General features: G+C 50.5%; 16 protein-coding genes and 1 pseudogene. 5 read left to right on the top strand and 12 right to left on the bottom strand.

What is annotated here, in order from left to right:
* Positions 1-69: 69 nt before the first annotated feature.
* From RGV86_RS13450 to fdhD, 3 genes are all read right to left on the bottom strand, one after another.
* Positions 70-2,376, bottom strand: a complete 2,307-nt coding sequence (locus tag RGV86_RS13450; protein WP_000382009.1) for a hypothetical protein — start codon at positions 2,374-2,376, stop codon at positions 70-72.
* Between the two features lies 1 nt (position 2,377).
* Positions 2,378-4,213 (bottom strand): ATP-binding protein, encoded by a 1,836-nt coding sequence (locus RGV86_RS13445; RefSeq protein WP_000105782.1) that lies wholly within the window; start codon positions 4,211-4,213, stop codon positions 2,378-2,380.
* A 312-nt stretch (positions 4,214-4,525) separates the two neighbouring features.
* The gene (gene fdhD, locus RGV86_RS13440; protein WP_000753605.1) at positions 4,526-5,362 is read right to left on the bottom strand and encodes a formate dehydrogenase accessory sulfurtransferase FdhD; all 837 of its coding nucleotides are present in this window, start codon (positions 5,360-5,362) and stop codon (positions 4,526-4,528) included.
* Positions 5,363-5,555: 193 nt separating this feature from the next.
* Between fdhD and fdnG the strand changes: the two genes are divergently transcribed.
* Genes fdnG through fdhE form a run of 4 tightly spaced genes read left to right on the top strand, consistent with a single transcriptional unit; the run spans position 5,556 to position 11,079 of the window.
* Entirely contained in the window at positions 5,556-8,606 is a 3,051-nt protein-coding gene (gene fdnG, locus RGV86_RS13435) for a formate dehydrogenase-N subunit alpha (protein WP_011310337.1), read from the top strand.
* A gap of 12 nt (positions 8,607-8,618) precedes the next feature.
* Complete coding sequence (gene fdoH / locus RGV86_RS13430) at positions 8,619-9,521, top strand: formate dehydrogenase O subunit beta (RefSeq protein WP_000331377.1); 903 nt, start codon at positions 8,619-8,621, stop codon at positions 9,519-9,521.
* The gene (fdoI, locus tag RGV86_RS13425; RefSeq protein ID WP_000829031.1) at positions 9,518-10,153 is read left to right on the top strand and encodes a formate dehydrogenase cytochrome b556 subunit; all 636 of its coding nucleotides are present in this window, start codon (positions 9,518-9,520) and stop codon (positions 10,151-10,153) included. Before fdoH ends, fdoI begins: the two co-directional genes overlap by 4 nt.
* Positions 10,150-11,079, top strand: a complete 930-nt coding sequence (gene fdhE / locus RGV86_RS13420) for a formate dehydrogenase accessory protein FdhE (RefSeq protein ID WP_000027708.1) — start codon at positions 10,150-10,152, stop codon at positions 11,077-11,079. Before fdoI ends, fdhE begins: the two co-directional genes overlap by 4 nt.
* A gap of 215 nt (positions 11,080-11,294) precedes the next feature.
* Here the strand turns inward: fdhE and RGV86_RS13415 are convergent, their stop codons facing one another.
* Together RGV86_RS13415 and RGV86_RS13410 are read right to left on the bottom strand one after the other, a co-directional pair.
* On the bottom strand, positions 11,295-11,513 hold the full coding sequence (locus RGV86_RS13415) for a ribbon-helix-helix domain-containing protein (RefSeq protein WP_001251287.1): 219 nt from the start codon (positions 11,511-11,513) through the stop codon (positions 11,295-11,297).
* 1,055 nt (positions 11,514-12,568) lie between these two features.
* The gene (locus tag RGV86_RS13410) at positions 12,569-12,823 is read right to left on the bottom strand and encodes a helix-turn-helix domain-containing protein (RefSeq protein WP_085461412.1); all 255 of its coding nucleotides are present in this window, start codon (positions 12,821-12,823) and stop codon (positions 12,569-12,571) included.
* Between the two features lie 32 nt (positions 12,824-12,855).
* Between RGV86_RS13410 and RGV86_RS13405 the strand changes: the two are divergent.
* A pseudogene (locus RGV86_RS13405) lies at positions 12,856-13,218 on the top strand (alpha/beta hydrolase fold domain-containing protein); the annotation flags it as partial.
* 62 nt (positions 13,219-13,280) lie between these two features.
* Here the strand turns inward: RGV86_RS13405 and fabY are convergent.
* The 7 genes from fabY to RGV86_RS13370 all read right to left on the bottom strand — a co-directional run bounded on the left by fabY (position 13,281) and on the right by RGV86_RS13370 (position 20,065).
* Complete coding sequence (fabY, locus tag RGV86_RS13400; RefSeq protein WP_001297068.1) at positions 13,281-14,222, bottom strand: fatty acid biosynthesis protein FabY; 942 nt, start codon at positions 14,220-14,222, stop codon at positions 13,281-13,283.
* 44 nt (positions 14,223-14,266) lie between these two features.
* Entirely contained in the window at positions 14,267-14,704 is a 438-nt protein-coding gene (dtd, locus tag RGV86_RS13395; protein WP_000560983.1) for a D-aminoacyl-tRNA deacylase, read from the bottom strand.
* Complete coding sequence (locus RGV86_RS13390) at positions 14,701-15,573, bottom strand: virulence factor BrkB family protein (protein ID WP_000920722.1); 873 nt, start codon at positions 15,571-15,573, stop codon at positions 14,701-14,703. Before RGV86_RS13390 ends, dtd begins: the two co-directional genes overlap by 4 nt.
* Positions 15,567-16,166: a glucose-1-phosphatase gene (yihX, locus tag RGV86_RS13385; RefSeq protein ID WP_085461413.1), complete on the bottom strand. Its 600-nt coding sequence runs from the start codon at positions 16,164-16,166 to the stop codon at positions 15,567-15,569. The genes RGV86_RS13390 and yihX overlap by 7 nt, the downstream gene beginning before the upstream one ends.
* Before the next feature lie 140 nt (positions 16,167-16,306).
* Entirely contained in the window at positions 16,307-17,194 is an 888-nt protein-coding gene (locus RGV86_RS13380) for an aldose 1-epimerase (protein ID WP_010348285.1), read from the bottom strand.
* A complete protein-coding gene (locus RGV86_RS13375; RefSeq protein ID WP_001291199.1) occupies positions 17,184-18,533 on the bottom strand; it encodes an MFS transporter in 1,350 nt (449 codons plus the stop codon). The genes RGV86_RS13380 and RGV86_RS13375 overlap by 11 nt, the downstream gene beginning before the upstream one ends.
* Positions 18,534-18,631: 98 nt before the next feature.
* Positions 18,632-20,065, bottom strand: coding sequence for an MFS transporter (locus RGV86_RS13370; protein ID WP_000078434.1), 1,434 nt, complete (start codon positions 20,063-20,065; stop codon positions 18,632-18,634).
* Positions 20,066-20,104 lie beyond the last annotated feature (39 nt).

Here is a 20,104-nt window from a genome sequence, read left to right as displayed (position 1 = left end):
GGACTTATTCAATTAACAGCTCAACCGTTGCGAGAGGAAAGTTTCTGCCCCTCGTTATTTAAACCTGCATTACATCCCATAACGTTCAGAAATAGCAGCATGTTTCTCTTCGTTCGCTCCGGCTTCTTTGGCAAGACGCCACCAGCACAACGGATGTTCCCAGTCTGCGGTCAACTCACTTAGCGTTTTATCAATATTAGCTTTAGCAACCGAACGCGGCGCGCTGATAACAAAGTAGAACGCGGGCAGTGGCTCTGCTTCTTCTCCCTGATGACTATCCGTTAACGTATAGTCCTCGTTACTGTTGCTCCAGTAGTACCAGTTTCGTTCACGTAGCGCCTCACGGAAGGCATTAAACTGTTCTTCACCAGGCATGACACCTTCACAGAACCAGGACTCGCCGTACTCGGTCGGGATAATGGTTTTCAGGCACCCATAAAGTGGCGTGAAATTCTTCTGCTCTTCCTCATCTTCAGGCCGGGTATTCAACATTTCCGCATCGAATACCACAACTTCATCAACATGTTGTGGGTAATCTGTCCGGTAGGTTGGTTCAATGATCCTTGCCGTTACCGGTCCAATCCGCTGGGCATAGTAATAGCGGTATTCGAAGTTTTCCCGGAAACGGATATTCAGTAGTCCCCATTTTTCGTCGATAAAACCTTCGCCTTCCGTGAGTTCGATTTCCAGTTCTGCGGCGATAGTTCGCACCAAATCCCATTGTTGTAAGATGCTGGCGGTCGCCATGATATCCCACTGGATATTACGAATATCTTCTTCACGACTAATCATAAGTTGCTGCAATTGCTGTAAATAGTCCAGCTGCCGATCCCAGGCTTCCTGTTTTTGTGCTGCCCAGGAGCACATGCGATAAACGCCGACCCACTCGCGCCCTTTTTCGTGTTGCAGCAACTGTTGACCAATCGACTCCAGTTCGCCCCAGTCTTCCTGTTGGTTGATCACCCGCGCACGGAACCACAACGCCATATGTAGTAACTCCGCCTGTTCATACTGCTTCGCCAGGTGTTCGATCGCTTGCTGATCGCCACGGTTAAGCAGGAGATCCAGCAGATCAAAGCAGAGATTGTTATCTTCCTGGATGTGGCTTTCAACGTAGCGTTGCAGGAGTTCAATCGATTCATCAATCGCATTGCAGGCGTTTAACGCATTGACCAGCTTGCCCAGCAATTCCGTATCATCTGGCGTGTTCAGGTAAGCGCGGCGGAATATTTCGACGTCTTTTTCCGGATCGGGCTGCGTTTCTTCATCACTGTTTTCAGGTATTTCTACCACCGGTCGAGCAAGCAGTTCCGCCTCTTTAGCGACGATTTTTTCACTAAGTTCAAGAAACTCGCGATCAACGCCCAGCAACGCGCGTAATTTCGGTATGTGCCGCTGAGCCAGTTTCATCGCCATTTTGGCAACCCAGACAGATTCTCGCTCCAGCGCCAGGGTAATTTGCAGTTTCGCCAGATCAACCACTTTGCGGTGCGCCCCGGCCTGTGAACGGTGCTCCAGCATTTTTTGAATGATTCGCGCCAGTTGCCAGTGGTTTCTTTGTGGATTGCGGGGAAGTAATTCAGTAATAATCTTCAGCCATGGTCCCCATGAATAGGGAGTCAGATCTGACCAACGCGGCAATTCCTCCCAGACTTCTTTGTCCTGCCCGCATAACGCCATGATGTACAGTTTTTTGAGTTGATAATTGATGCGGTCGCGTCCCCAATAATCATTTTCTTTTGCCAGTTCATCAATCACTTCTCGCGCTTCATCGTAACGCTGAAGGGCAACCAAAATATCGGCACGGGTTGCCAGCAGTGCTTCTAAATATTCACTCCCCGATGCTTTTACCGCGTCGATTTGCCTGTCGATATAAGCCAACGCCTCTTCTGTTCTGTTGGAATCCATCAGCGCACTGGCATATTCGCAGGATAAACACATAAAGCAGCTCCAGGTCGGATCAATGCGCGCGATGGTTTCTTCACATACCGCCATACGTTCATTGGCCCAGCCAGGGGCATCTATATTCTCGTAGCAGGCGGATAAATCCTGCGTGACACAGATAGATTGCGGGCAATCTTTTGCCTCTTCCCGGTGCGCTTTTTCAAACAGCGCCACTACGTCTGGCAGTACTTTTTCGCCTTCTTCGTAGTTAGTCAGACGATGGCGCATCTCCCAGTGCCCGATAAATATTTCCAGCCACGGATTTTTGGCCACTTGATTCAATGCTTGCATTTCCGGTAATAACGAATCGCACTTTTCCATTTGCAGATGTAAAACACCTTCAGAAAAATCATCAATTATCTGCGGAATATACTCCTGCCCGGCATCACGCAACTCCTGGCTATATTTGTTGTACCACTCCCATGTATCCATTTTATTTTCCTTGATTAATTAAGACAGGAATAACCTGAGTAAAATCTTCCAGCGCCTGGTGTAAATCCCATTGTTGTTCTTTATTGCCGCTGGAGCACAAAATCACTTTCAGCGATTTTAATAACCGTAATGCCGCCGCTGGCTGTTGCTGATGTTGTAATGCCGTCACCAGTTGCATAATGCAGGGGTTATTGAGATTGATATACAGACTTGACGTTTTGGTCTTTTGGATTTGCGAGGTGAATTGCCGCGCCAGCATTAACGCTGCGGTGCTAATACGTTTATCCGCGTCATCCTGTTCGAGAATTTTTTTTAATTCCGCTTCGCGATCTGGCGTAACCACGAGCGGTAAAACGGCGGGTTCGAAGCGGGAGATGATTAATTGCTCGCCGTCGCAAAGATGCTCTTCCAGATAAGCAACCTGCTCTTCGGGTAATTCCGCAAGGCTGAACAACTGTTCATTACCCGTTTGTGTACCGACTTCAATAATCCGGCAATGATATAACAGCGCCCAGCGGCGTAAAAATGGCACCACGGCATAGCGATCGCCACGCGCAACGGGTCGTTGCAGAATGTGGAACAACATCTCTTCAAAACCGCCATCGCGGCTTAACAGAATATGAATGCTGTTATTAATGCGTAAATCTTTTGCCAGCAGCGCACCTTTTGAGGTAGGCACCTGCAAACGGTCTTTGAGCAAATCAAACAGACGGTCATCACACAACGCTGCGCCAAGCAACGCTTCGTTATGGCGCATTAATACACGCCGCCAGATTTCTGGCTGATTTTGTGCGAGATCGGACAAACCAGAAATCAGCGCCTCTTTTAACGCCTCCTGCACCGCAACCCAGGTTTCGTCGCGCTGGAGATCTTCCCGGCTCGCCGTCGGCGTCAGTTTCGAAGACTCAATCACACCGCCGATAAAACCGGCCCAGGGCGGTAACAGCTCACGCGCTTCGTCATCGAGTAACATGCCGCGCAAAAACAGCGACAGGTTGCGGTTATCGCTGGTGCCGTAAGTTGCGCCATCCTGAATCCATAAAATCCCGACCGCATCGCTCATTCCCGCTGGCACCACCGGAATGGTGCAAATAGGTTCAAAAGAAGATTCAAACTGGGCGGCAAAGGCGAGATTTTTCCGCTGTACCAGCGCGCGGTGCATCGTTACGCCATCTGGCGTTTCTTCACGCCACGGCGGCTGGAGTTTGTTCACTGGCTCGCTGGCGTCCCCCACATAGACCGGTTCGTGCAGCAATATGCAGTAGCGGGAAAGGACGCGGTTCAGCAAATTGTTACTCGCCAGATGGCTGTACTCTTCTTTGAGCGTCAGAATCACCTGCGTCCCCGGCTCCGAGGACTGATGCGGCGTAACGGTATATTTTTGCCCGTCGGTAGAGTGGTATTTCCAGCTCTGATCTGGCGTTTGCCACGAGGTGGTCAGTACCGTCACTTCTTTTGCCAGTACAAATGCCGACAAAAAACCGAGGCCGAACATACCAATTAAACCGGTATTGTCATCCTGCTGGCGCAGCATTCGGGTATAACCCACGCCCACTGTAGCCAGGAAGCCGTGAATTTCGCTTTCTGTCAGACCCGCGCCGGTATCGCTAATGGTGATGGTGGATTTCGCCACGTCCGCCACTACACGAATAGAGTTATCCTTTGGTGCATCGGGTTGCTCAATCCTGCGGCGCACGATCGCATCGTGCCCGTTCTGCACCAGCTCCCGCACGGCGACCACGGGGGTGGAGTAAAGATGCTTACTGAGCACCTCAATTAAGCCGTTTAAATTAACTTCGGTAGAATATGAACTGCCAGGTAACTGTAATGTACTCATTTTTCAATACTCATAATCCATCACCCACTATTGAAAATACATTGCTGTTTTTTACAACCGGTGCAAGGTTTGTTATTTTCATTCACTCATCGGAAACATTTATTTATTGACGCGATGATTAAAACAAAAATGTCTTATATAAATAATGATTAATTCTTAAAGGATTAATGCGACTGGAGTATATCGATATAAACCGAAGTTAACGAGATAATTTCTTGTGGTGAAATTATTATTTAAATGCTGAATAACATATTCAGCATTATTTAATAAAAAAATAAAACCGCAATCCAGAATCAGAATTGCGGTACTTCTTTAATTATGAATCAATCGTTGCGGATGAGTATAAATCGTCGCCCGCCCCGGCTTACAAAAACCTACCAGCGTCAGGTTACATCGCTCGGCGACTTCTACGGCAAGCGTTGTCGCGGCAGACACCGCAAACAGAATTTCTACCCCGCACATCGCTGATTTTTGCACCATTTCATAGCTGGCACGGCTGGAAACCAACACCGCCCCCTGCTGCCAACGTTCACCTTCTTGCGCCCGCCGACCTAACAGTTTATCCAGCGCCACATGGCGGCCCACATCTTCATGTCCGCCAGCCAGTTCGCCAGACGGCAACATCCAGGCGGCGACGTGAGTACAGCCGGTCAGTTGCCCCACTGGCTGGAAATCATTGAGATGGCGTAATGCATCATCCAGTTTGTTGAGATCAAACGTTTGGGTGAACGGCAACGGCTGCACTGGCTTACCGATGTCGTTAAGTTGCTCCACGCCACATACGCCACAGCCCGTGCGCCCCGCCAGTGCCCGACGACGCTCTTTCAACCCCATAAAGCGACGGCTGGAAAGCTCAATTTGCACTTCCAGACCATTACACGAGGGAACAACATCCATGCCGAATATATCGCGCGGACTTTCGATAATTCCTTCTGAAAGCGAAAAACCGAGCGCAAACAGTTCAAGGTCTTTGGGCGATGCCATCATCACTACGTGCGAAATGCCGTTGTAGACCAACGCAACGGGAACTTCTTCCGCGACTTCATCAAGCCGGGAACGTTGTAAATCATCACGCTGCCATAACTCAATTTGTCGCATTCCCGTGATATTTGTCACATTTTTGATTTCTTTTTGCTGTGTTTTTTTCACTTTCTCTTAACCAGATAAGAACACACACACCAAGATTATGGTATTCTGTTACAAACCCTTCCTGGATGGAGGGAAATTGAGCCAATTCTGGACCTTTGCGGCTCCTTCCGCAAAGAAAAATAACTCCCACTCCCTGCACACGCAGCAAGCGAATGTAAATGGGACGTGACAATGTCGAAACAAGGAGCAATCCATGCAGGTCAGCAGAAGGCAGTTCTTTAAGATCTGCGCTGGCGGTATGGCAGGCACCACGGCAGCGGCACTGGGTTTTGCACCCAGCGTAGCACTCGCGGAAACCCGGCAGTATAAACTGCTGCGCACCCGCGAAACCCGTAATACCTGCACCTATTGTTCCGTAGGCTGTGGGCTGTTGATGTACAGCCTCGGTGACGGAGCAAAAAACGCCAAAGCATCTATCTTCCATATCGAAGGCGATCCGGATCACCCGGTCAACCGTGGTGCACTTTGTCCGAAAGGCGCTGGCCTGGTGGATTTTATCCACTCCGAAAGCCGTCTGAAGTTCCCGGAATATCGTGCGCCTGGTTCTGATAAATGGCAGCAAATCAGTTGGGAAGAAGCGTTTGATCGCATCGCCAAACTGATGAAAGAAGACCGCGATGCGAACTACATTGCGCAAAACGCCGAAGGCGTGACCGTTAACCGCTGGCTCTCCACCGGAATGTTGTGTGCTTCCGCGTCGAGCAACGAAACCGGCTATTTAACACAAAAATTCTCCCGCGCGCTGGGTATGCTCGCGGTCGACAACCAGGCGCGTGTCTGACACGGACCAACGGTAGCAAGTCTTGCTCCAACATTTGGTCGTGGTGCGATGACCAACCACTGGGTCGACATCAAGAACGCCAACCTTGTCGTGGTGATGGGCGGTAACGCCGCTGAAGCTCACCCGGTAGGATTCCGCTGGGCGATGGAAGCCAAAATTCACAACGGCGCGAAGCTAATTGTGATTGATCCTCGCTTTACGCGCACGGCGGCGGTGGCTGACTACTATGCCCCAATTCGTTCCGGTACTGACATTGCTTTCCTGTCAGGCGTTTTGCTGTACCTGCTGAACAATGAAAAATTCAACCGCGAATACACCGAAGCCTATACCAACGCCAGCCTGATCGTGCGTGAGGATTACGGCTTTGAAGATGGCCTGTTCACCGGCTACGACGCGGAAAAACGTAAGTACGATAAATCTTCCTGGACTTACGAACTGGACGAAAACGGCTTCGCCAAACGCGATACCACGTTGCAACATCCGCGCTGCGTGTGGAACTTGCTGAAACAGCACGTTTCCCGTTATACGCCAGATGTGGTTGAAAACATCTGTGGTACGCCAAAAGACGCGTTCCTGAAAGTCTGCGAATACATCGCAGAAACCAGTGCTCACGATAAAACTGCCTCGTTCCTTTACGCGCTCGGCTGGACGCAACACTCCGTTGGTGCGCAAAACATTCGTACCATGGCGATGATCCAGTTGCTGCTCGGTAATATGGGGATGGCTGGCGGCGGCGTTAACGCCCTGCGCGGTCACTCCAACATTCAGGGGCTGACGGATCTGGGGCTGCTGTCGCAAAGCCTGCCGGGTTACATGACGCTGCCAAGCGAGAAGCAGACCGATCTGCAAACTTACCTTACCGCCAACACGCCGAAACCGCTGCTGGAAGGCCAGGTCAACTACTGGGGCAACTACCCGAAATTCTTCGTCTCAATGATGAAGGCCTTCTTTGGTGATAAAGCGACGGCGGAAAATAGCTGGGGCTTTGACTGGTTGCCGAAGTGGGATAAAGGCTACGACGTCCTGCAATACTTCGAGATGATGAAAGAGGGCAAGGTCAATGGCTATATCTGCCAGGGCTTTAACCCTGTTGCCTCATTCCCGAACAAAAACAAAGTGATCGGCTGTCTGTCAAAACTGAAGTTCCTCGTCACCATCGACCCGCTGAACACTGAAACCTCTAACTTCTGGCAGAACCACGGTGAGCTGAACGAAGTTGACTCGTCGAAGATCCAGACCGAAGTGTTCCGTCTGCCATCGACCTGCTTCGCGGAAGAGAACGGTTCAATCGTTAACTCCGGTCGCTGGTTGCAGTGGCACTGGAAAGGTGCGGACGCCCCAGGGATTGCGCTGACTGATGGCGAGATCCTCTCCGGTATCTTCCTGCGCTTGCGCAAGATGTATGCCGAACAGGGTGGCGCGAACCCGGACCAGGTGCTGAACATGACCTGGAACTACGCCATTCCGCATGAGCCGAAGTCGGAAGAAGTAGCGATGGAGAGCAACGGTAAGGCGCTGGCCGATATTACCGATCCGGCAACCGGTGCGGTTATCGTCAAGAAAGGCCAACAACTTAGCTCGTTCGCCCAACTGCGCGATGACGGTACAACCTCCTGTGGCTGCTGGATTTTCGCCGGTAGCTGGACGCCGGAAGGCAACCAGATGGCACGCCGTGATAACGCCGATCCGTCTGGCCTCGGTAACACGCTGGGCTGGGCATGGGCATGGCCGCTTAACCGCCGCATCCTGTATAACCGCGCCTCCGCAGACCCGCAGGGTAACCCGTGGGATCCGAAGCGTCAGTTGCTGAAATGGGACGGCACTAAGTGGACCGGCTGGGATATTCCGGACTACAGCGCAGCACCTCCTGGCAGTGGCGTCGGGCCGTTTATCATGCAGCAGGAAGGCATGGGGCGTCTGTTTGCCCTCGATAAGATGGCGGAAGGTCCGTTCCCGGAACACTACGAGCCGTTTGAAACGCCGCTGGGGACTAACCCGCTGCATCCAAACGTTATCTCGAACCCGGCTGCGCGTATCTTTAAAGACGACGCCGAAGCATTGGGTAAAGCCGATAAGTTCCCGTATGTCGGAACCACCTATCGTCTGACCGAGCACTTCCACTACTGGACCAAACACGCGCTGTTGAACGCGATTTTGCAGCCAGAGCAGTTTGTGGAAATCGGTGAGTCGCTGGCGAATAAACTTGGCATTGCCCAGGGCGATACCGTGAAAGTCTCCTCCAACCGTGGCTATATCAAAGCCAAAGCGGTGGTGACCAAACGTATTCGCACGCTGAAAGCGAACGGCAAAGATATCGATACCATCGGTATTCCGATTCACTGGGGCTATGAAGGCGTAGCTAAAAAAGGCTTTATTGCCAATACGTTAACGCCATTCGTTGGTGATGCGAACACGCAGACGCCGGAGTTTAAGTCCTTCCTTGTGAATGTGGAAAAGGTGTAACGGAGACGACATATGGCTTATCAATCTCAAGATATCATTCGTCGTTCCGCGACTAACGGTCTGACCCCCGCGCCTCAGGCGCGGGACTTCCAGGAAGAAGTGGCGAAACTCATCGACGTTACCACCTGTATCGGCTGTAAAGCCTGTCAGGTGGCGTGTTCAGAGTGGAACGACATTCGTGATACCGTCGGCAATAACATTGGGGTGTACGACAACCCCAATGATTTAAGCGCCAAATCGTGGACGGTAATGCGCTTCTCGGAAGTGGAGCAGAACGACAAACTGGAATGGCTGATCCGCAAAGACGGCTGTATGCACTGTTCCGACCCTGGCTGCCTGAAAGCGTGCCCGGCGGAAGGGGCAATTATTCAGTATGCCAACGGTATCGTCGACTTCCAGTCCGAGCAGTGCATTGGCTGCGGTTATTGCATTGCGGGCTGTCCGTTCGATATTCCGCGTCTTAACCCGGAAGACAACCGCGTCTACAAATGTACGCTGTGCGTTGACCGCGTGGTAGTTGGGCAAGAACCGGCCTGTGTGAAGACCTGCCCGACGGGCGCGATTCACTTCGGTACGAAAGAGTCGATGAAAACGCTAGCGAGCGAGCGCGTGGCGGAGCTGAAAACCCGTGGTTACGACAATGCGGGTCTGTACGATCCGGCTGGCGTCGGTGGTACACACGTGATGTACGTGCTGCACCATGCTGACAAGCCGAACCTGTATCATGGCTTGCCGGAGAACCCGGAAATCAGCGAAACCGTGAAATTCTGGAAAGGCATCTGGAAACCGCTCGCGGCTGTTGGCTTTGCGGCTACCTTCGCGGCCAGTATCTTCCACTACGTGGGTGTCGGTCCGAACCGTGCGGATGAGGAAGAGAACAATCTGCACGAAGAGAAAGACGAGGAGCGCAAATGAAACGACGTGACACCATCGTGCGCTACACCGCGCCGGAACGTATCAACCACTGGGTAACCGCCTTCTGTTTCATCCTGGCGGCGGTGAGTGGGCTGGGCTTTTTGTTCCCGTCCTTCAACTGGTTGATGCAAATCATGGGCACACCGCAGCTGGCGCGAATTCTGCACCCGTTTGTCGGCGTGGTTATGTTTGCCTCGTTCATCATCATGTTTTTCCGTTACTGGCATCACAACCTAATCAATCGGGATGATATCTTTTGGGCGAAGAATATTCGTAAGATCGTCGTCAACGAGGAAGTAGGTGACACCGGGCGTTATAACTTCGGTCAGAAATGCGTTTTCTGGGCAGCGATTATTTTCCTGGTTCTGCTGCTGGTGAGCGGTGTGATTATCTGGCGTCCTTATTTTGCGCCTGCTTTCTCAATCCCGGTGATCCGATTCGCGTTAATGCTGCATTCATTTGCCGCAGTAGCGTTAATTGTGGTTATCATGGTGCATATCTACGCCGCCCTTTGGGTGAAAGGCACGATTACCGCCATGGTGGAAGGATGGGTTACCAGCGCATGGGCGAAGAAACACCATCCACGCTGGTATCGTGAAGTCCGCAAGACAACGGAAAAGAAAGCTGAATGAGTATTCGCATAATCCCGCAAGATGAGCTGGGTTCGAGCGAGAAACGTACGGCGGATATGATTCCGCCGTTATTGTTCCCTCGGCTCAAGAATTTATACAACCGCCGCGCCGAGCGTCTGCGCGAGCTGGCAGAAAATAATCCGCTGGGTGATTACCTGCGCTTTGCTGCGCTTATCGCCCACGCCCAGGAAGTGGTGCTGTACGACCATCCGCTGGAGATGGATCTGACCGCGCGCATTAAAGAAGCCAGCGCACAGGGTAAGCCACCACTGGATATTCACGTCCTGCCGCGCGATAAGCACTGGCAAAAGCTACTGATGGCGCTGATTGCTGAGCTGAAACCAGAAATGAGCGGTCCGGCGCTGGCCGTGATTGAGAATCTGGAGAAGGCATCGACCCAGGAGCTGGAAGATATGGCCAGCGCACTGTTTGCCTCTGATTTCTCGTCCGTCAGCAGCGATAAAGCGCCGTTTATCTGGGCTGCACTGTCGCTCTACTGGGCGCAGATGGCCAATCTGATCCCCGGCAAAGCCCGCGCTGAATACGGCGAACAACGTCAATATTGCCCGGTTTGTGGTTCTATGCCGGTGTCCAGCATGGTGCAAATTGGCACCACTCAGGGTCTGCGTTACCTGCACTGCAACCTGTGCGAAACCGAATGGCACGTGGTGCGCGTAAAATGCAGCAACTGCGAGCAGAGCGGCAAACTGCATTACTGGTCGCTGGATGACGAACAGGCCGCGATTAAAGCCGAAAGCTGCGATGACTGCGGCACTTACCTGAAGATTCTTTATCAGGAAAAAGAACCGAAAGTTGAAGCCGTGGCAGATGACCTCGCCTCTCTGGTACTGGACGCGCGAATGGAGCAAGAAGGCTACGCCCGTAGTTCCATTAACCCGTTCCTGTTTCCGGGTGAAGGGGAGTAATCTCTGACGTTTTCCGGGTGGCGCTGGTCGCCCGGATTACAGCTCATAGGGTGTGACGACACCTGCTATTCCCGCAAAATCTCTCGTATTTCGCGAGGCGTTTTCCAGATACGATGTAACAGTTGCAGTTATTATAAGTTCAAGTAAAACAGCCTCGTATTAATACCAGAATAAGGGCATCTGGTTTTTTATATTCAAGAATAAAAAAATTTTTGTCATTCCTTATGATCCTTACACTGATCATCAACACCTACTGTCTCACCCCTTTGCCTGCCACCCTTTGCTTTACGCACCGGGAATTGCTGACGCTCCAGATATTGCTCTATCGCTTCGCGCAAAATTGCAGATCGCGAAACCTTACGCCAGCCCCTGAGCTTATTCAGCCGTTTAATTGCCTCTTCTGATAAATGAAGAAAAACCGTATTCATCGCCATTTTCACCACCTTACATATATTTCTCATTAATGTATGTGCGAAAACTACGCCGAAAAATTAATTAACGAAAGCTGATCTTTGCATGTTGTTTTGTTTTTACGAGGCGGTTTCCAAAGATAATGTAACAGTTGCAGTTATTTCAATTGTTACTCAAAAATGGTTTAGTTATAGCCCAGGATGGTTTATTACTTTTAATTAAGCGGGGGCACATCTACAGAAAAGAAACAACAAATAATAAGGATGAATTATGGATGCGATAAATATTTTATATTCAAGAATATTTTTTTGATTGGGTCTTCATTTGCTTCATCAGGATGGTGTACCCGAAAAAAGTCAGCATCTTTACCGCACCACGTTTAAGGTGAAATCTACCATCCATAACTGACCAGTCGTGCTGCCACCAACTGGTCTTTGATTGCTAGTAGTAGTAAATTTGCGGATAACAGTCCGGGAACCAAACGATTCCGTCCGGATCATCCCCCCGCATCACTCTATAGCATTGGCGTCGATCATCGGCGCGACGACGAAGCGTAGTATAAAGGCGCTTCCATTCATGGTCGCCCGGTGTACTGTAGTTTACCCAACAATCCATTGAAGGATGACACCATTTGCCTGTAAGTGTTGAGATCCCTGAATGCTTATGCGGTTTCGGTTTACCATTACGATCCCTATCTTTACGCGTATTAAATGTGGACATTTTTAGTCTCCTGTTAAGAGTTCTAAAAATGTGCTTCCTTAAAATAGTTCATCATTTTCCCTTAATTCGCATAGCGTGCTTTTGCACGAATTTCCGATACGCGGGGACCATTATGATAGCGTCGATGCCCACACATCCAACAAGAACAAAGACAGGGAGTACGAAAGCAAACACCTGATGCTTTTAAGCTTCCATCGCCTGCTGTGCAATAACGACGGCGGATTTTTTTTAATCGCGCCATATGATAGCGACGTTCAGCACGATTACGGGTCATAGCAAAACTCCTGAACAGGCGGCACTATGCCGCTTTCATAGGAGCTCTGAATGCTGCTGCTTTCTGTATGGCATAACCATGCCTCTAACGGTTAAGTGCTTGCAGCACATGTTGCGGATCATTGGCAATCGCTCGCAGCAAAGCCTTTGCAGGCCCGGTCGATGAACGCCGCCCCTGCTCCCAGTTACGCAACGTGTCTACGCTTACGGAAATAAGATCGGCAAATTTAGATTGTGACAACCCTAAAGCGTGGCGTATTTCTTTGATTTTCATAGCATCAATTTCAAAAGTCCGTGAAGGCTGTCGCGTTCCTTCAATAATTTCATTCATCTGGGTCATGCTGTGAGTCAACCGCTCAAAAGTGCGTTATCCTGCTTGATGCGACTGCGCATTTCGAAAGCTACATACGCAATGGTCACGATTACATCATCACACGCGATACTCTACTGAGTGGCTTTGAGATGTATCTGCCAGATATTGATCGCAAGCATCCTGACGCCAGCCCTCTTTGGCGCGATGATTTTAATGGCTTGCCGCCAGTTCATATAATTACCGCAGAATATGACCCGCTTTGTGATGAAGGCGAGGCGCTGTATCAGAGGATGACAGAGCAAGGCGTGCAATGTACCTGCCAACGCTACCTCGGGGTTATCCACGGATTTTTTCAGTTAGGGGGTATTAGCGAGGCTGCGCGATCGGCACTACGGGATGTTGCCTGGAGAGCGGGAAGGTAACTCCGGACCTGGGCACTGAAAAGGTTTTCAGATTGAAAACCTTTTCAGTGAAGTAAAACGTCCTACTCTTCTTCGTTCCCGCCCTCTTCATAAGGGCCAAATGGCTTAGCGGGAAGAACGATATACGTCCCTTCAAACACCGCACCAGGCGTCTCGTCGCCAAAGATTTCAACTTGCATTTGCACTCGCGCTTTGCGCCCGCGCGCCAGACGGTCGAGATCGCCACTTAACGCACCGAGGTCGGCTACCGCATGAGGTTTACCGCTAATCGGCTTGCTGTAACGAATATGCGCGTCAGCCAGAATAATCGTTCCGCCGAGATGGCGTTCGCGCAGCATCAGCCAGATAAGCCCCCAACCGGTGAGCGTTGCCAGCGAGAATAAACTCCCGGCAAACAGCGTATGATGCGGATTCTGATTGCCGGTTTCCGGCATGGTGGTGATAAATTTTTGCCCGGTATATTGCTGAATGCGCACGCCCATTTTTTCACTTAATGGGATGTGTTCATACCACGCCTGCTGGAGCTGGGCGCACCAGTCGCCGCGATGCAAAATGTCATCCAGAGTAGCGACGGGTTTAATCATCAAAAAATGACGAATAGGCGTGGTGGTGGGCGTGGTGATTTCTCCCTGATTAACAAAACCCAGCTTGGCGAAAAACTCCACCGCGTCTTCACGGGCGCTACAGGTCACGCGCTTAACGCCTTCCTGACGCGCCACCGACTCCAGGGTCATCGCCATCAGCGTTCCTAGCCCTTTGTCCTGCACGTCGGGATGAACGGCCATAAAGCGAATGGACGCTTCATTGTCGGCATTAATATACAGCCGCCCTACTGCCACCAAATTACCCTGCTCGTCGACGACCATCTGGTGATGCGCCATCGCATCCCACGCGTCGCGTTCAGAACCTTTCGGTTGATGCAGGGGTTTACGCAACATCTCCCAGCGAAACTGATAGTAACGCTCTAATTCTTCTTCTGTTTGTGGAACCCGAAGGTGATACATAGCGATACTCTCTCTTGTTTCCCGTGACACCCCTGGAAGCTGGCTCATACCTGTAACCAGAATGTCACGGGGCCATCATTGACCAGCGATACCTGCATATCCGCAGCGAAGCGTCCTGTTTGCGTGTTCATCTCTTGCTGACGGCAGCGTTCGACGAAATAGTCATATAACGCCTCTGCGCGATCCGGTGATGCGCCTTTGGAGAAACTTGGGCGCATCCCTCGTTCGGTATCTGCGGCAAGGGTAAACTGGGAAACCACCAGCACACTACCGCCCGCCTGTTGCACGTTGAGATTCATCTTGCCTTCGGCATCGCTGAAGATGCGATAGCCGAGCACACGCTCGCACAGACGGTTTGCTTTCTGTTCGTCGTCATCCTTTTCGACACCCAATAACACCAAAAGTCCCGCGCCAATTTCGCCCGTCACTTCTCCCTCCACGGTGACGCTGGCACGGGTTACGCGTTGAATTAATGCAATCATGGTTCGTCGTCTTCTTCTTGTTCAGCAGCTTGTTTTAGTTTGCGGTATTCCCCGAGAGTGACAGTAATTTCCGCCCCAAGCAAGACGATACACCATGTCCAGTAGACCCAGACAAAGAGAATGGGGATCACTGCCAGTACGCCGTAAATGAGCTGATATGACGGGAACATGGTGATATAAAGCGCGAAACCTTTCTTCCCTGCTTCGAACAGGAGCGCGGCGACAAACGCGCCGACAATCGCGTCGCGGTTAGGTACGCGAATGGTGGGAACAACGCTGTACAGCAGCCAGAAGGAGATCCACGACAACAGCAGCGGAAAAATACGCAGCACATTATCGATAACGGTATTGAGCTCGCTCGCCCAGCGCAGGGAGAGCAGATAGGAGCTAATCGCCAGACTGGCTCCCGCCAGCAGCGGCCCCAGCGTCAAAATCATCCAATACACAGCAAACGAGTAAATTTTGGGACGCACCCGTTTACTGCGCCAGATGGCGTTGAGTGCACTATCGATGGAATACATCAACAATAATGCCGTGACGATCAGCCCACATGCCCCGACGGCGGTCATCTTGTTGGAATTGGCAACAAACTGTTCGATATATTGCTGGATAACATCGCCAGTGGCAGGTAGAAAGTTGGCGAAAATAAAATGACGCAACTGAATGCTGACGTCGGAAAACATGGGAAAAGCGGCGAAAAGCGCAAAAACAACGGCAACCAGCGGCACTAATGAGAGCAACGACACATAGGCAAGGTTACCTGCCAGGGTTGTCATGTTGTCCTCATTAATGCGTTGCCAGAGTAGTTTCAGCCAGGCCCATAGCGGACGAGTACGATGCCTGGCTTTTTCATGGATGGTTTTTAGCATAACACCTTCGCGAAATAGTCCGGGATGGTGGTTTTATCTTTCACCAGAATGCTGGTAATGCCTAGCTGATTAGCCCCTTCTATATTATCGGCGTTGTCATCGAAAAAGACGGTATCGCTGGGTGAAAAACCTTCCGCCTGCAAAACATGCTGGTAGATCCGCGCTTCCGGTTTGCGCATACCTAAATCTTGCGACAGATAGATATGGTCGGCAGCGTTGCGGATTTCCGGGTATTCCTCCGGCCAGAAAGTGGTATGCAGGCGGTTAGTATTGGAAAGCACCACCACGCGATGCCCCTGTTCACGCAGTTTATGCATGATGTCGATCACTTCAGGGCGCAGCGCGACAAACACCGCCTGCCAGCCGTGGGAGAACTGCTCGTAGCTTAGCGGTAAGGCCATCTCATGACACAGTGCTTCAGCGAATTCTTCATCGCTGATCTCCCCGCGCTCATGCTGATGAAACGCCTCGCCCATATGGAAACTTTTCTTAAGCGTAGCCAGCGGAATACGTGTTAAATCGCTCCAGGTTCCCAGCACACGGTTAAAGTCGATATCGACAATCACATTACCTAAATCAAAGATATAGAGCATTTTTGCCTCCTTTCTCGCCACAGGAAATTAACTGTAGCGGGAAAGGAGGGGTTTGGCTATGTGGCAATAAGGGTAATCTTGTGATGCTGATTGCGAAAAAGCAGAGTAATTTCACTGGCTTTTTCGCAATAGATGAATGGTTAAGATTCAGGTGTAAATTGCCAACGAGTTTCGATGACCAGCGGCTTATCTGATGTCACCAATTCCGGCGTTAGATTTATTGCGTTAGGTGCCTGAGTAAGCGGATTAACACAGGTGGCATCGGGCTGTTTATCAAATACCACCAGACTGTTTGCAGAAGAGGTCATGGTCATCGTGAGTTTACCAGGCCACAGTAACTTAACCTTCACCCCGTCATAAAAACCAAAACAGTCATCCCAGGGACCAGCTTGAGGAGAGATGCGATTTCCAGTTGGCAGTTCATCACTACCCGCTTCCTCTTGCCAGTCCGCATCAAAAAGCACCTGCAACGATTCTGTATTTTGCGGAGTCAGCTTTTTCGCAAACCACGGATGCCAGCCTGCAGAGGCCGGGAATGTATCGGTATGTGAATGGATTTCCAGTTGCAAAACCAGCGCATCGTTCTCCAGCAAAAAAGTCTGAATCACTTCCCCTTGCCAGGGCCACGGTGAAGCCAGGGGCATACGTAAAGTCAGGGAATCTATTGTTTTGTCGATGATTTCCCACGTTGAGTAACAAGCCATACCATGCAACGCATGTGGTGGTTTATTGGCGGGTAAAGAATAACATTGCCCACCAGCATTCAGCGTCGCATTCCCCAGTCGCCCTGCCCACGGCACCATTGGGAAACAGCCATACTGAAAAGCTCTGCGCTGCGGCTGCCATTGGCGTAATACTTCAGAACCAAATGCCTTTAACGAGGTTATCCTGGCACCATCATGCGGATAAATCTGCAGGTGAATATTGCCTTTTTCCAGCGTCACTAACTCTCCTACAGGCCCAGGCCATGGCGCGTCAAACGCCTGTTGTAGCGCCAGGTAATGCTCGTTTTTTCGTTCAGTTTTCATGAGATTGTTCCCTGATGTAGCGGTAAGAAGCGGTTTCTTGTTCATCGGTCGGCTCAATCAGCCAGACGCAAACAAAGGAAAGAACTGAGACAGCAAATAAAAACAGAGCGACATACCACGGTTTTCCTCCCCCTAGCGCCAGCAAACTTGAGGCGATAAGGGGACTTAGTCCGCCAAGAATCGCGGAAAATTGATAAGCAAAAGAAAGGCCGGTATATCGTACTTTAGTACCGAACATGCGGGTGAAAAGTGTTGGCTGCACGGCAAACATCATCGTCGGACCTAAGTTGTAGCCGAGGATCATACTGCACCAGATGATGAGCGTACTTTTGCTATCCAGTAATAAGAAGAAAGGAAACGCGAACAGGACACAAAATCCTGCTCCCGACAAATACAGACTTTTTTGACCTATACGATCTGATAACCATCCAACCAATGGACAACTGAAAATACCGATCGCCGAGGCAATCAACATACCCGTCAGGGGAATATCTCGCGACAATGCTAATTGGCTGGAAATATAGACAATACCAAAGGCGTTAATAATATTAGAGGAGACACTTTCCGCCAGCCTCGCACCCAGTGCCAATAAAATATTTCGTGGATGTTTTTTGAATAATTCAATCAACGGAGGAACGGACTTTTCTTTATTATTCGTCGTTTTTTGCTTTTGAAAATCCAGCGTTTCTTCGGTATGCAGGCGGATAAACAGCCCAACGATCAACATCACCGCAGAAAGCCAAAACGGAATGCGCCATCCCCAGGAGAGAAACTGCTCCGAAGTAAGAAAATGGTTACAGAGAGCAAAAATACCGGTTGCCAGCATAATACCCACAGACGCAGCCGTTTGCGGGAGTGAACCTAAAAATCCGCGTCGGGATTCGGGCGCTGATTCTATGGTCATCAATGCCGCTCCGCCGTACTCGCCACCAAGACCAAAGCCCTGAATCAAACGCAGCACCATTAATACAAGCGGTGCCCAAATGCCAATTTCCTGATACGTCGGAATAAAACCAATCAAAAATGTGGAGCAACCGACAATAGCCAGCGTCCAGATAAGTGTTATTTTTCGCCCGATTTTATCGCCAAAATGACCAAAGACGATGCCACCTAAAGGACGAGTCAGAAAACCGACACCAAAGGTCGCAAAGGAAGCTATAAGACCTATAAAAGGATCGCTGTCTGGATAAAACAGCGGTGCAAATACCAGTCCTGCTGCCGTGCCAAAAATAAAGAAGTCATACCATTCCATTAACGCGCCTGCGAAACTGCCCATAACGACACGTCTCATGGCTTTACCGGAAAGCCCTTCACGCGGTGCGGGTAACTTTTCAGACATAATTTTCCTCTCCTGGTAGGCGAGAAATATGGGATACGAACCACTAAACGTGGGCAGTTTGAATTAATGCGCATCGGTTTAAGCCGATGCGCATTAATTTATTTCTTCAATTCAGCCAGAACCTCTGCATCCTCAGCATCAACATTTGCTCCCAAAGGTTCCCAATTAATCAATACGCAGGTCAGGAACCCCAGGAATGGCACAATTGCCAACCAATAAAACGCTTCAGTTTTCAACGTACCCCACAGCATCGGCCAGAAAATGAGTCCTGCAATTGCCCCTGTGCGCATAATAGCGCGGGCAAATCCGACCCCAGTAGGGCGAATAGCGGGAGGATAAGAGAGTGTGGCAATGGTCATGCCCAGCCCACCAGGACCCGCTGAATGGAAGAAAATAATTGATCCCAATAACCCTAAAGACAGCCAGGGATTAGTCGTTGCCAGTGCGCCTAACGACAGCAATGCTAAGGTCACAACAGCAAATCCATACATCGACTGTCGGCGAGTACCCAGTCGTTGGAGAATAAACGAGCCGATCATCCCGCCTGTCACCCCACAAAGGGCATTCACGACGGCAGAACCGGTCAACGCGCCAGTAAGCCCGCCACTTATTATTCCCGCCAACGTAAGAGGAAGATAAACACCTACGGCGTTATATTGCCACGCCTGCATGGTTGCCACGACACAACCAAGAATGGTGCGTTTGCGGTAACGATCATTAAATAAGATGCCATATCCACCACTGTATTTATTCTCTGCTTTTTCCGAGAATTTCGCTTCTGTTGTACCCGATGCCGCAACGCGAGCCTGAACACCATAACGTTTTCCCAGAATGTCGCACGCTTCCTGGTAACGCCCGACGCGTGCGGCCCACATTGCGGATTCACCAATAAAGAAGTAACGCAAAATCATGAAGATGACTGCAAAAATAGCTCCGATGAATATTCCGTAACGCCACAATTGTTCTTCAGCGATACCCGACAGAAGCAGCGGCAAAAGCACCAAATAAACAACGGTTGTCGAAACATACCAGGCCATTTGCCAGAGGTTGACCGACGTTCCGGTTTTCTTCGACGTTGAACCACGAAGCTCTGCCACGGCATTGGTTGCCAAAGGGAAGTCGATGCCTAAACCAAAGCCCATGATGACGCGGCACACCAGCACCCACCAGATACTGGGAGCAATAGCTACCGCTGCAGCACCGATGGTGCACAGCCCCATGCCAATAATAAATGCCCGCTTTTGCCCAAAGCGGTTTATTACTCGGTTCGCTAATAAACCGCCAATTAACGCGGCGATTAATACTGATGCATTGACGGTTGCAGCAAGACCCGGCGAAATGCCGAATTGAGCGGCAATGTATTTATTACCAAACCCCACCATCGCCGCCTGGTAGGCATCAATCAATATGCCGCCCAAAGCAATAAAAATAACGCCGATACTGGTGTTGATTGCAGAGTTCTTATTAACAATATCAATTACGTCCTGTGGCCGACTAATTGAATAAGTTGCAGGACTGGTGATTTGACTCATCGCAGTGTCCTTTTTAATTGTTGTAGGGTGGCGCTGACG

Source organism: Escherichia ruysiae (genome assembly GCF_031323975.1).
GTDB classification, from domain to species: Bacteria; Pseudomonadota; Gammaproteobacteria; order Enterobacterales; family Enterobacteriaceae; genus Escherichia; species Escherichia ruysiae.
The sequence above is the reverse complement of the archived record's forward strand: the minus strand, read 5'-3'. Positions and strand labels throughout refer to the sequence as shown.

Bases quoted from the DNA above. Each gene is read 5' to 3' on its own strand.
- yihX (WP_085461413.1), bottom strand. From the start codon at position 16,166: ATGCTCTATATCTTTGATTTAGGTAATGTGATTGTCGATATCGACTTT.
- RGV86_RS13375 (WP_001291199.1), bottom strand. From the start codon at position 18,533: ATGTCTGAAAAGTTACCCGCACCGCGTGAAGGGCTTTCCGGTAAAGCC.
- RGV86_RS13450 (WP_000382009.1), bottom strand. From the start codon at position 2,376: ATGGATACATGGGAGTGGTACAACAAATATAGCCAGGAGTTGCGTGAT.
- dtd (WP_000560983.1), bottom strand. From the start codon at position 14,704: ATGATTGCATTAATTCAACGCGTAACCCGTGCCAGCGTCACCGTGGAG.
- fdoI (WP_000829031.1), top strand. From the start codon at position 9,518: ATGAAACGACGTGACACCATCGTGCGCTACACCGCGCCGGAACGTATC.
- RGV86_RS13410 (WP_085461412.1), bottom strand. From the start codon at position 12,823: ATGACCCAGATGAATGAAATTATTGAAGGAACGCGACAGCCTTCACGG.
- RGV86_RS13390 (WP_000920722.1), bottom strand. From the start codon at position 15,573: ATGCTAAAAACCATCCATGAAAAAGCCAGGCATCGTACTCGTCCGCTA.
- fabY (WP_001297068.1), bottom strand. From the start codon at position 14,222: ATGTATCACCTTCGGGTTCCACAAACAGAAGAAGAATTAGAGCGTTAC.
- RGV86_RS13370 (WP_000078434.1), bottom strand. From the start codon at position 20,065: ATGAGTCAAATCACCAGTCCTGCAACTTATTCAATTAGTCGGCCACAG.
- RGV86_RS13380 (WP_010348285.1), bottom strand. From the start codon at position 17,194: ATGAAAACTGAACGAAAAAACGAGCATTACCTGGCGCTACAACAGGCG.
- RGV86_RS13445 (WP_000105782.1), bottom strand. From the start codon at position 4,213: ATGAGTACATTACAGTTACCTGGCAGTTCATATTCTACCGAAGTTAAT.
- fdhE (WP_000027708.1), top strand. From the start codon at position 10,150: ATGAGTATTCGCATAATCCCGCAAGATGAGCTGGGTTCGAGCGAGAAA.
- RGV86_RS13415 (WP_001251287.1), bottom strand. From the start codon at position 11,513: ATGGCGATGAATACGGTTTTTCTTCATTTATCAGAAGAGGCAATTAAA.
- fdoH (WP_000331377.1), top strand. From the start codon at position 8,619: ATGGCTTATCAATCTCAAGATATCATTCGTCGTTCCGCGACTAACGGT.